This is a genomic window from Corallococcus sp. 4LFB (assembly GCF_046520365.1).
GTDB classification, from domain to species: Bacteria; Myxococcota; Myxococcia; order Myxococcales; family Myxococcaceae; genus Corallococcus; species Corallococcus caeni.
The window spans coordinates 1-11,883 of record NZ_JBKGHJ010000262.1; the positions used below are offsets into that span (position 1 = coordinate 1).

The following is an 11,883-nucleotide window of genomic DNA, read 5'->3' on the forward strand; positions in this document are numbered from 1 at the left end:
GTTCTCCAAACCTGTCCGACAGTCGGACAGGTTCCCGCGACGCGGCTGGAGCGGATCCTCCCAAGCCGGGTTCTCCAAACCTGTCGGACAGTCGTACAGGTTCCCGCGACGCGGCTGGAGTGGATCCTCCCAAGCTGGGTTCTCCAAACCTGTCCGACAGTCGGACAGGTTCCCGCGACGCGGCTGGAGCGGACGCCCCCTCGCTGCGGCTCCTCAAACCTGTCGGACAGTCGTACAGGTTCCTGCGACGCGATTGAAACGGACGCCCTTAAGCCGGGTTCTCCAAACCTGTCCGACAGTCGGACAGGTTCCCGCGACGCGGTTGGAACGGAGGACCCTACGCTCCGGTTCGCCAAACCTGTCGGACAGGTTCCCGCGATGCGGCTGGAGTGGACGCCCCCTCGCTGCGGTTCCCCAAACCTGTCCGACAGTCGGACAGGTTCTTGAGGTGCGCCCCGGGCGGCCCGGGCAAGGCTTTCTCCCTTCCTCCATGGGGACGGACTTCATCTCCGAAGGGGTGGGGAACAGTTGATGCAAGTCCCCTTGAGGGGGTGGCCAGGGCTCGGCCGGGGTGCGGTAGGTCGCTGATTTGGAGATGCGGGGGTGCTCGGACGGAGGCATGGGCCTTGCGTATGCCGCCCGGTCCTTGTTCCCGTTCCCCCTGAAGCCGGGTGGGCTTTCGCGGTATGACGGCGCCGATGACGGAGCCCCGGGCCTTGCGGTGGGGGCTGGGTGTCGTCCTGGGCGTGCTCGCGCTCCAGGCCTCGCGCCTCGCACTGCACAAGGCATTCAGCATCGACGAGTTCCAGTACGCCCACGCCGCGTGGCTCATGGCCCACGGGCAGGTGCCGTACCGCGACTTCTTCGAGGTGCACTTCCCACTCGTGTACCAGGTGCTGGCGCCGCTGTTCCGGCTGCTCGGGGATGATCCGCGCAACGTGCTGGCCCTTCGCGCGGCGATGCTCGTGCCGCTCGCGGGGGCGGGTGTCTCCGTGTTCCTCCTCAACCGGCGGGAGGGGCGCACCGCCGCGCTCCTGGCTCCGGTGCTGCTGCTCTGCACGCCCGGCTTCCTGCACTTCGCCACCGAGGTGCGCCCGGATGCCCTCACCGCCGCGCTCTTCCTGGGCGCTCTCGCGGCGCTGGCCGTGCAACCCGGCTCCGTCCGTTCGTCGTTCCTGGCGGGCGCGCTGCTCGTCGCCTCCGCATGGGGCTCCCAGAAGGCGCTCTTCTTCGGCGGGCTCGTGAGCGCGGTGCTGCTCGCCGACCTCCTCGCGCGCAGGAAGGCTCCTCCCGCGCTCATCGCCGCGCCTCGCGCCTTCTTCGCGGGCATCGCCACCACGACGGGAGCGGTGGCCGCGTATCTCACGGTGACGGGCTCCTGGAGCGCATGGTGGCAGTGGTGCTTCGTCTGGGCGTCCGAACACCAGCGCCACTACCCTGGCTTCTCGTGGCGCGAGTACCTGGTGCCAGCCCTGGGCGAACAACCCGCGTTCTTCGTCCTCGCCTCCGTCGGGTTCGGCGCCACGTTGCCTCGCTTGCTGAAGCACCCGCGGACCCCGGACCTGCTCCTGCTCGTCGCCGTGCCCGCGACGTTCGGGGCCTATGCGCTCCAGCGCGCCCCGTTCCCGTACAGCCTGCTGCCCTTGCTGGGCGTGCTCGCGCCCTTCGCCGCGCGCGGCGTCCTCGTGCTGCTCTCCGTGCTGCGCACTCCGGTCTGGCGCACCGTGGGGCTCGCCGGGCTGGGAGGCCTGTTCGCCGTTCAGGCCGCTCAGGTGGAGGCCTTGCTGGACGGTGGCGGCAATGCGCGGCAGCTCGAGGTGCTTGCTCGCATCGCGGCGCTCACGGGACCGGAGGACGTCGTCTACGACAACTCCGGGGGCTACGTGAGCCGGCCGCATGCTCACTTCTACTTCTACACGGACGCGTACCTGCGCGGCTCACTCGCGGACCTGCTGTCCCACGAGCTGCCCCGTGTGCTCGTGGAGCGGGGCTGCGTGCTTCGCGTGGACGACCTGCGCACCTCCGGCCTGCCGCTCGCGCTGCGCCGCTTCCTCGACGCGCACTACCAGCCCCACGACGGCGACCTGTACCTGTGGGGCCAGCGCTACCGCGTGCCCACGGACTCCGGCGCCCTGGAGGACCACTTCCTCGCGGTGCGCGCCGACCGCTACTTCGTCCAGCCCGCGAGCACTCTCGACACCGGCGCGCTGTTCATCGATGGCGAGCACATCACCACTCCCGAGTTCGCGCTGTCCCGGGGCGAGCACACCCTCCGCTACGAAGGGCGCGCGGAGTCCTTCCAGCTCCTGTGGCTGCCCCGCGACGCGAAGCGCTGGACGCCGCGTCCGGGAGCGCCGGCCACGTACTCGCGCCTGTTCTGAGCGCACCTCGAGAGCAGGCGAGCCGGCGCGGGGCCCTCCTTCCGGGGTGAACGCAGTGTCGCCCTGGCTGCCCGCCGTGGTCCCTCCATCCTGAACTCAACCGTGGGCGCGGCTCCGGGTCGAACTTCCCGATGCAAGGGCGATTCCTACTGTGCCTGGGCAGGCTGGTTCGCAGGGGAGGTTGCCGTGGCTGGTGATGATTCGGGGCGGAAGCGAAACCGTGCGCCCATTCCCTCGCAGGGGGTGATGTCGCTCCTGGACCGCTGGGTGTCCGACCTCGAACGGGATGCTCCCTTCTCCAGGGAGGAGGCGCTGGAGCCGCGTCCGCGCAAGGCAATGTCCTCTCCGCGCGCGGACGCGGAGCCGCTCGACGACCCGGGGCCTGGCGCCCGGAGGATGCAGGGGGAGCCCTCCGCCGCGCCCCGCTCGTCCCGGGACGCGCTGCGTCCTCGCGTCGCGACTCCCGACTCCAGGCCGCGTGCTCGGGCGATGGAGGATGCGTCATCCGGCACGGCCCCCGGGGAGCCGCGCCCGCGCCGTTCGAGCTCCGACCCCTTCGCCGAACCCGGGCCCCGCGCCCGGGCGCCGCGCCCCGAACGTCCCGTCCCTCCTCGAGCGGGGAGGCAGGAGGGGCGTCCGCCGCGTCCCGAACGTGAGCCGTCGCTGAAGCCAGGCCCCCCGCGGCAACCGTCCGCGCGGCGCGCGAAGAGCGCCATCCCGAAGCAGCTCCGTCCGGCGAGCCAGCGCTCCGCGCGTCAGGCGCCGCTGAACGCTCGAACCGCGAGGTGAACCGCCCCGTGCACCCGGGCGCGGATCCGTTCGGAGAACCCGGGGCGGCACCCGTTCGTCCACCTCGCGCGCCGAACCAGCACTCGCGTTCAGGCCCGGACCCGTTCAGGGACCCGGAGGCGGCATCCGCTCAGCCGCCCCGCGAGGAGAACCTCCACCCGCGCCCGGGAGCGGAGCCCTTCACCGAACCGCTGCCTCGCGAAGCGGAAGCCCGGGCCTCGCCCTTCCGCGCGGCCCGGGACGCGCTCCGCCTCCAGGGGCCCGTGGTCACGTTCCCCGATGGCGCGAGGATCGTCCTGGGCAACGAGGGTGGCAGGCCCATCCATCGCGGCACCGTCGCGGTGCGCGGCCCGTGCGCGCCTTCGCGCGAGGACTTCCTGCAGCTCGGCCTGACGGAGGCGCAGGTTCGCGCGTTGGAGTTCGTCCTCGCCTGGTTCGGCGGCCCGTTCGACTCCGTGACCTCGGAGCCCCAGTCCCGTGGCGACCCCCGCTGGGGCGCCTGGCCACTGACGGGGCCCACGCTCATCACCGCGCTGGCCCACTGGCGGCAGCGCGAACCCGAAGCGTTCGAAGCCCGGCTGGGACGGCTGGGCCTCGAGGCCACCCCGGAGCAGCCGCCCCAACCCGCCGCGCTGCGCTTCCTGGGCTCCAGGAGCGCGGCCCCCCTCGAAGGCCGGGACGCCCTGGCGATGTTCGCGGAAGAGCCCCGGTTGCTCGCGCGCTCGCCCGAGGCCGGACGGAGCGCGCGCCCAGCTGGCGCAGCTGGAGGCCTCGTCAGCCACGTGCTCCGCCCGATACTGGCCTCCTACACGGAGGACGCGCCCGCCGACAGCGCCTTCGCTCCGGCCCGTGCGCTGGCGCTGCTCTTCCACGCCGAGCTGCGCCTCGGCCGTCGCGGCGTCACGCGGCTCGTGGCGTTCGTGCGCGAACGGCCGGAGCCCCCCGTCGCGGGGGAGCACGCGGGTGAGCGCCTCGCGGAGGAGCTGCGCGCCACCGGCCGCTCGCGCGAAGCCTCCGAGGTCTGGCGCATCCTCACCTCTCCCGAGCTCGCGGACCCCGCCTGGCGCACGCCATGAGGACGCCCCTTCCTCCCGGGAGCCACGTCCTGCTCGTGGTCCCCGGCCCTGGCGCCACGGCTCCTGCCCGCGAGCAGAACCCCGTCCTGGCCGGGGAGCTCATCCTCAACGGGCAGCGCTACCACCTGGTGCCCGCGGAGCCCTCCGCGAGCCCCGCGGCGGAGCCCGGGTCCGACGCGCGGCTGCTCACCTCGCGCGAGCTGCAGGTCGTCTCCTGCGTCCGCGCGGGCTGGAGCAACAAGCAGATCGCCACGAAGCTCCACATCAGCACGTGGACCGTGGCGGCCCACCTGCGGCGCATCTTCGTCAAGCTGGGCGTGGACACCCGCGCGGCCATGGTGTCGCGCTGCCTGGGCGCCGTGTCCCTACCCCCCACTCCATGAGGGGTCACCCGCCGGCGGCGCCACGCTCTGGCGCAGCCCCAGGACGAGCGCCACGTTCGCCTGGGGCCGGCGCACCAGCCGCACGCACTCGCGCGGAGCGATGAGCAGCGGCGTCACCCCGGGCCCATGCCCCGCCACCTTGCTGTCCGCGTGCACCACCACCCCCACGGTGACGACCCCCGCCCGCCGCGAGGGCCCGAAGCGGTAGTCCAGCGGGCACACCGCCACCAGGTCCCCCAGCCGCAGCGCGTTCAGCCGGTGCTTGCGCACCAGCCGCGCGTCCGACAGCTGGATGTCCAGGTCCCCCAGCACGCCCTCCGAGCGCCCGAAGCCCGACCCCATCAGCTCCGCCGGCACCGTGTGCGTCACGGGGATGAGCAGCCGCCCCGCCTCCGTCCGCACGCCCCAGCGCCGCAGCAGCCGGGGCGACAGGTTCAGCGCTCGCACCTGGGGGAAGTCCGGCAGCTCCAGCCCCTGGCCATACGCGTCCAGCTGCACCTTGTCCCCGATGCACAGCCGGCGCTTCACCGCGGGCGGGAAGTCCACGATGACGTGGTTGATGCCGCCGTGCTTGCCCACCACCGTCCCCACCGCGCCCGTGACGGGGCCGCTCGTCACGCGCGCCCGGTTGCCCACGCACGCGTAGAACATCAGCGCCCGATTGGAGCCGCCGCGCGGGCCCGTGTCGTGGCGTCCGGGGTTGTTCAGCGACACCCCCGCCTCCATGTGGTCCGCGGCCAGCCCCACCGCGCGGTCCCCCACGCGGCGGTTGAGCACGATGCCGCCGGTCCCCGGCAACAGCCGCAACACCCCGTCCCGGCCAATGCGGTAGGGAGACACGCGCGCGAGGGGGTGGGACACCTGTCCCGCCACCGCCGCGGCGACCATCCGCGACTCGTTGGTGCGCGGCGCCGAGGCGGTCCCCGCGCCCGCCTCCATCAGGGGTTGCAGTGTGAGGTCCATGCCGTGCCTCCCTTCTTCAGCGCAGCGCCGGCGCGGGGCTGGTGATGCCCATCGTCTGGCGCAGGGTGGGGGACACGCCCCGGAACGAGCGGCCGTCCGGCGTCATCCGGTACGCGGCGATCCACTCCTCGGCCACCGGGCCCAGCGGCATCACCTCCGTCTGGAAGTCCCTGAAGTCGCGCGTCTTGAACGGGTTGTCCGCCACGAAGTTGAGCAGCAGGCGCCCCGCGTCCGCCATCTTCGAGCGCTGGGAAATCTCCCCCGTGCCGCCCAGGTAGCGCTGCGACACCACCTCGATCACGTCCCACTTGGTGTTCGCGTCGAAGGCCTTCTTGATGTCCGGGGTCTCCAGCGCGTCGAGGATGGTCTTGAGGTACTCGCCCACCTCCACCGTGAGCGCCAGGATGTTGCCGTAGGTGGCGCGGTCTATCTGCCAGCGGATGTCCGTGCCCAGGCGCTGGATGGTGGCCTGGCTCGCGAAGGGCCGCTCGTTCAGCTGCTGCGAGCCGCGGATGACCTCGCCGATGAGCAGGTCGCGGAAGTACTGCGCGATGGCGGACACGAAGGCGACGAACTCGCGGTGGAAGTTGCGGAACATCACCGCGCCCGGCGGCGCCGCCAGGCTCCCGTAGTTGAACGCGCGCCGGTACGCGAGCTGCCGGTCGCGCGGCTTGTAGCGCAGCGGCTGGTGCTTCTCCATGAGGTACAGCGCCCGCGCACCGGGGCCGCGTTGGATGCGCATGCGCCCGTCGTGGAAGAGGCGCAGGAGCGCGCCCGCCACCTGGAACACCTTCATCCGTTCGTGCTGGTAGATGTAATAGAGCTCCGCGGTCGCGTGGAGCTGCGTCTCGATGACGGACTCGTCGAAGTCCTGGACGAGCAGCGGCCGGCTGATGGCGTCGAACGAGGGCGCGCCGTCCTTGTCCAATCCCATCAGGTCGGAGAAGAGCGACGCCGTCGAGCCATTGGAGGCGCTGGCGAGCAGCTCCTCCTCCCGGAGCGCGAGCTGCTTCTGCAGCTCCGTGCGCTGCTCATCCGACGTGACGTTGGCGAGGACTTCCCGCTTCCACTGCGAGAAGAGACGCTGAAGGGCTTCTGCCGTACCGATGCTCATGGCATGCCACCTGGGTCAATGACGTTGAGGGAAAGGGTTTCAGGCCTTCGCGTGAGCGCTCACGGCTTGCGCGGGTGGCGGACGTGGCGGCGCGTGTGGCCTCCCGCCTTGGAGTACCCGTTGACCGGCGTGGGCGGGCCATCCGTGCCGCGGCGCTCCTTGCCGGAGATGATGTGCTCCACGGCCTTGAGCTGATCCAGGAACGCCTGCTTCAGCTGCCGGCCCAGCTCCTGCGCCTGGTCGTCCAGCTGCTGCTTCACGTCCGTCATGATGCGCGCCCGGCTCTGCTCGATGCGCGAGGCCACGTCGTCCAGGCTGGCCCCGGTGCCCGGCGCCGCGGAGGGCGACGCTTCCGGGGGCTCCTCGGGCCTGGCTTCCCGTGGGTACTCCGTGGCCTCCGGGTTGATGATTCGCGGCTCCAGGTCCTTCTCGATGCGGTCCAGCGAGACGCGCATCGGCGGCGGCACCGTGAACGGCTCGCCGGTGTTGCAGTGCGCGCCCTGCGGGAAGCCGTACTTGTGGTTCCGGTCTTCTTCCATTTCCTCGGCCTGGCCCGGCGCCTCCTGGGTCAGGGTCTTCGCCAGCTCCAGCGAGTCCTCCTCCAGGCCGCATTGCTCGCGCAGGAACGCGGGGTTCACGTTGAAGACGTCCACGTTCTGGTCCAGCTGCTCCAGCATCTCCGCGTGGAAGTCCACGCGGTTGCCGCCTGGCACCGTGGCCTCGTCGTAGTCCAGCAGGAACAGGTCGATGATCCGGTCGATGTGGTAGAGCTTGCGGTCCAGCCGGGCCAGCTCCTTCCAGAACTCCACCGACGTGGACGGGTCCATCAAGAGGTCCTCGATGGCCTCCTGGACGTCATTGCGCTCGCGGAACTTGTCGTTGAGCTCCTGCTCCTTGCCCGTCAGGTCCCGGAAGGTCAGCGGGGTGGGGAGCACCAGGTTGAGCAGCCGCGCGCCGGCGTTGGGCCGGTCGAACGCGTCGATGAAGAGCGTGAGCGCTTCGGTGAAGGCGGCCAGGGGCGCGGAGGCGCCCTGGACCTTCGCGTTCAACGCGACGCCCCGCGTGCCGGAGCTGGAGAAGCCGGTGACGGAGGTGTCCAGCAGCGTGCCGGCCACGTCCCGCAGGCGCCGCAGCTGGATGAGCTCCACGGGCACCGCGGACGCGATGCCGCGCAGGTCATCCGACTGCCGGGGCGCGTTGTTCAAGAGGACGTCCAGCAGCCGCGACATGGCGTCCGGCCGGGCGATGGCGCGCAGGTCGGATTGCCCCCGGGCGCGCAGCTGCTCCAGGAGCTTGCCGTAGGACGCCTGGCCGTCACCCCAGTCGTCGTAGCCCTCCTGGAGGGTCGTGGCGGTCAGCTGCTCCAGGGAATGGATGAGCGCCTCGCGGCGCTGGCGCAGGTCCTGGAGCGCCACCTGGAACACCGTGCCGCCCTTGTCGAAGCCCGCGCGGAAGAGGGCCTCTCCGGCGAGGATGCGCAGCAGCGTGGCGTTGTCGTCGATGGACGCCGCGAGCCGGCCGAACTCCTGGCTCACCGTGGGGTTGAGCATCCCCACCAGGCGCGCCACGCGCGCGCAGTCCCCCAGCTTGCGCACGGAATAGAAGGCCCGGTCGCGCGACACGGGGTCCACCGCCAGGTTCGCCGCGGCCTCGCCCTCATCCACCTCCGCGAGGATGGAGTCGCGCCAGCCGCACACCGGCTCCTTGAAGTCGCGGTTGGAGGCCAGGTTCACCGCGATGTCCAGGTCGTCCACCAGGGCCTTGCGCTCCTGGCGGAACCGCCGCTGGCCCGGCGAGTCCAGCGTGCCGGTCATCAGGCCCAGGGCCGGCTCGGGCGTGCCCTGGATGCGGATGGGCTGGCCGTTGCTCTCGTCGTCCAGGCGCGCGGCCGTGGTCGGGTAGAGCTTGCGCAGCGCGGACACCACCGCCTTGGGGTCGCGCGCGTCGGACACCCCCAGCTGACGGCGCAGGAACTCGTCGAACTTCGTCTTGGAGCTCGAGGTCAGCGTCATGGATGCCGCGGGGCTCTTCCCCTTCACGTTCTCGTACATCGTCCCTCCCTTGAGGTCCTGTCATGCGGCCTGGGTGACGCCCACGCCTGGCGTCCGCGCACTCCGCGAGCCAAGCCTCACCAGATGATTGAGCACCGTCCGAGAGATGCGCTCGGGCGGGGCCAGCCTTCGTTCGAGCGCCTCGCGGCTGGCGCTCACCACGTGGCGCGGCGGCAGCTCCGGCGGGAGGTGCCCCCGCGCCAGCGACTCCGCGGCCCGGTCGATGCGCTCCTGGTCCGACGGCCAGAAGGGCATCACGTCCACCAGCGCGCGCTGCGCCAGGCCCGGCGGGGCTGGAAGGCAATCTCATCCACCACGTGGGGGATGAGCCGGGGCGCCGTGCGCAGCAGCACCCGCGGGATGCGGGCGAAGGGCAGCCGCGCGCGGTACAGCCGGTGCCAGTTGTCGCAGACGTCATGCGCCTGGCGCGTGAAGCCCATGCGCCGGAGCATCTCCGCCTGGATGAACACCCGCAGGAACGGCGTGGGGTGCGCGCTGAGCGGATGGAACGTCAGCACCCGCGACGGCGGGTACGCGAGGAAGTCCTTCATCGAGTGCACCGACGCGGGGCCCCCGAGCAGGCATGCCATGAGGTCCGCGAAGATCTCCTTGTGCCAGCGGCCCCACAGGCGCGTGAGCCAGGGGTTGCCCGTGGCGTGCAGCACCCGCCGCTGGAGGGCGACCTCCGTCTCCTGCCAGATGCCCAGGTCCGCCTGCAGGTTGTGGCCGATTTCATGGAGGATGACCCCCATGCCCCACGGGGCCTCCACGCGCTCGTAGGGCACGCGGATGAGCGGGAAGGGGTTGCGCTCCCCGAGCAGCCGGCGGAGCAGCACGCCGCGCCGGAAGGTGGCCGGGGAGAAGCCGTGCTCCAGGTAGGTGAGCGGCTTGAGCATGGGGCCGTGCAGCAGCCCCGGCGCGGCCTTCCTCACGGCCTGGAAGCAGTCCACCGCGATGGCGTCGCAGGCCGCCAGGGCCGGCGCGAAGCGCGTGCCCCGCTGGCTGAAGACGTCGAAGAAGAGGCCGTAGGCGCGGCGGGCCCGGTCGATTTCGCGCTCCAGCAGCGCGTTGCGCTCCAGCACCTCGCCCGGCGGGGGAGGGGCGCCGCCGAGCCGGCCGTTCAGCCGGTCCAGGGCGCGGCGCACGTCGCGGTCTATCTCCATGAGCCGCGCGTTGGCCGCCGCGAAGTGCGCGGTGGAGGGGGCATAGGGGACGTCCCGGGGCCGGATGCCCACGTCCTGCGGCGTGAGGCGTGACAGCCGCCCCGCCCGGAACGTGATGCTCTGGACCTTGGCCCGCAGGAACTGCTGAAGCGCGTCCGCCATGTGCCCGCCTCCCCCCTTCGCGTTCACGCCACCCGGCTCACCTCACGACGATGCGCACCGGCCCCCGCAGGGTGACGGTCCTCAGCCGGCGCATGCCGGGGACCCCCATCATGGGGTTCGGCCGGACGCGGGTACCGGGGCGGCGCAGGCCCGCGCCGCGCCGGCTCCGCATCCTCGTGGTGGACGACTCGCCGCTCACCCGCGAGCTGGTGGCCAACCTGCTGGAGGCGGTGGGGTACGACACCCTCCGGGCGGCGGACGGCCCCTCGGCGCTGGACCTGCTGGACCAGGCGGGCCCGCCCGTGGAGCTGGTCGTCACCGACCTGGAGATGCCGGAGATGGACGGCGTGGAGCTCACCCGGCGCCTGAAGGCCAACCCGGCCCGGGGCCGCCTGCCCGTCGTCATCCTCACCACCCGGGGAGGGGAGGCGGACCGGGCGCGTGGGCTGGCGGCCGGGGCGGACGGCTACATCACCAAGGGCGACCTCGTCCGGCAGGACCTGGTGGACGTCGTGGGTCGGCTGCTGGCCTGAAAGTCTCCCAACGCTCGCGGACGCCCGGAGGCGCCCGGGGCCCCCTCGCATTGCTATACTCCCGCGGCGCGTACGGGGTATTGAACGGTCATGGGCAAGAAAGTGTCGGTGCTGGTGGTCGATGACTCGGTCATCTGCCGCCAGCTCATCAGCGCGGCGTTGAGCGACGACCCGGACATCCAGGTCGTCGGCACCGCCGCGAACGGCCAGGAGGCCGTTGCCCTCACGAAGGAGCTGCGCCCCCACGTCATCACCATGGACGTGGACATGCCCGTCATGGACGGGCTCACGGCCGTGGAGCACATCATGGCCGAGGTCCCCACGCCCATCCTGGTGCTGACGGGGGATCCGCGCTCGCAGGCTCCCGCGCTCACGTACCGCGCGCTGGAGCTGGGCGCGCTGGCGCTGCAGATCAAGCCCTCCATCGACGCGGGGCCGGACGCGTGGAACCTCACCAAGGAGGTGAAGCTCATCTCCTCCGTGCGCGTCATCCGCCACGTGCGCGGCCAGAAGCGCGGCGCGCCCGGGCTGCCGCACGCCCCCGTCCCGGTGCTGCCCGCCGCCTCCATGGGCATCGTCGCGGTGGCCGCCAGCACGGGCGGTCCGCAGGTGCTCTACCGGATGCTGTCGGAGCTGCCGGCGGACTTCCCGGCGCCCATCGTCATCGTCCAGCACATCAACGCCGCCTTCTCGGAGTCGCTGGCCAGCTGGCTGGCCAACGCGAGCAAGCTCAAGGTGCGGCTGGCCGGGGACGGGGACACGCTGGCGCCGGGGCTGGTGCTGGTGGCGCCGCCGGATCAGCACATGGTGGTGCCCGTGCGCGGGCGCGTGGCGCTCAAGGCCGGCGTGGAGCGCGACGGGCACATGCCCAGCGGCACCGTGCTGCTGGAGAGCGTGGCGAAGGCCTACGGCCGGCGCGCGGTGGGCGTGGTGCTCACCGGCATGGGCGCGGACGGGGCGGACGGGCTTTTGGCCATCAAGCAGGGCGGCGGGCTGGCGCTGGCGCAGAACGAGGAGTCCTGCGTGGTGTTCGGCATGCCGGGCGCGGCGGTGGAGCGCAAGGCGGTGGACCACCTCATCCACGGCGATGACGTCGCGGCCACCCTGGCGCGGCTGGCGCGCGGAGAGTCGCTGGCCGTCAGCCGCTGACAGCGCGCGCGATGACGTCCTCCTCCGAGCGCTGGGCTCCCGTCCACGCCTGGCTTCAGGCGCACACGGGCATGGCGCTGAGCGGGGCCCAGCGGCGGCGGCTGGACGCGCGCTGGAGG

9 protein-coding genes and 1 pseudogene are annotated in these 11,883 nt (G+C 72.1%); 5 read left to right on the forward strand and 5 right to left on the reverse strand.

Annotated features, from left to right (window positions below; translation table 11 throughout):
- Positions 1-698 precede the first annotated feature (698 nt).
- From ACLEQD_RS25305 to ACLEQD_RS25315, 3 genes are all read left to right on the forward strand, one after another.
- Entirely contained in the window at positions 699-2,381 is a 1,683-nt protein-coding gene (locus tag ACLEQD_RS25305) for a hypothetical protein (RefSeq protein ID WP_410387463.1), read from the forward strand.
- A 1,052-nt stretch (positions 2,382-3,433) separates the two neighbouring features.
- Positions 3,434-4,246 (forward strand): hypothetical protein, encoded by an 813-nt coding sequence (locus tag ACLEQD_RS25310; protein WP_410387464.1) that lies wholly within the window; start codon positions 3,434-3,436, stop codon positions 4,244-4,246.
- Entirely contained in the window at positions 4,243-4,629 is a 387-nt protein-coding gene (locus tag ACLEQD_RS25315; RefSeq protein ID WP_410387466.1) for a response regulator transcription factor, read from the forward strand. Before ACLEQD_RS25310 ends, ACLEQD_RS25315 begins: the two co-directional genes overlap by 4 nt.
- On the opposite strand, the gene ACLEQD_RS25320 is transcribed toward ACLEQD_RS25315, so the two are convergent.
- From ACLEQD_RS25320 to ACLEQD_RS25340, 5 genes are read right to left on the reverse strand one after another with little or no spacing between them, the layout of a single operon-like run.
- Complete coding sequence (locus ACLEQD_RS25320; protein WP_410387468.1) at positions 4,612-5,592, reverse strand: DUF4438 domain-containing protein; 981 nt, start codon at positions 5,590-5,592, stop codon at positions 4,612-4,614. The two genes, ACLEQD_RS25315 and ACLEQD_RS25320, sit on opposite strands and share 18 nt — an antisense overlap.
- A 16-nt stretch (positions 5,593-5,608) precedes the next feature.
- Entirely contained in the window at positions 5,609-6,706 is a 1,098-nt protein-coding gene (locus ACLEQD_RS25325; protein WP_410387470.1) for a hypothetical protein, read from the reverse strand.
- Positions 6,707-6,765: 59 nt separating this feature from the next.
- The gene (locus ACLEQD_RS25330; RefSeq protein ID WP_410387472.1) at positions 6,766-8,718 is read right to left on the reverse strand and encodes a hypothetical protein; all 1,953 of its coding nucleotides are present in this window, start codon (positions 8,716-8,718) and stop codon (positions 6,766-6,768) included.
- Positions 8,719-8,778: 60 nt separating this feature from the next.
- A complete protein-coding gene (locus ACLEQD_RS25335; RefSeq protein ID WP_410387474.1) occupies positions 8,779-9,012 on the reverse strand; it encodes a hypothetical protein in 234 nt (77 codons plus the stop codon).
- Positions 9,012-10,082 (reverse strand): hypothetical protein, encoded by a 1,071-nt coding sequence (locus ACLEQD_RS25340; protein WP_410387476.1) that lies wholly within the window; start codon positions 10,080-10,082, stop codon positions 9,012-9,014. The genes ACLEQD_RS25335 and ACLEQD_RS25340 overlap by 1 nt, the downstream gene beginning before the upstream one ends.
- 155 nt (positions 10,083-10,237) lie before the next feature.
- On the opposite strand from ACLEQD_RS25340, the pseudogene ACLEQD_RS25345 reads away from it, so the two are divergent.
- Together ACLEQD_RS25345 and cheB are read left to right on the forward strand one after the other, a co-directional pair.
- Positions 10,238-10,615, forward strand: a pseudogene (locus ACLEQD_RS25345) (response regulator); the annotation flags it as partial.
- 90 nt (positions 10,616-10,705) lie between these two features.
- Positions 10,706-11,764, forward strand: coding sequence for a chemotaxis-specific protein-glutamate methyltransferase CheB (gene cheB / locus ACLEQD_RS25350; protein ID WP_410387478.1), 1,059 nt, complete (start codon positions 10,706-10,708; stop codon positions 11,762-11,764).
- Positions 11,765-11,883 lie beyond the last annotated feature (119 nt).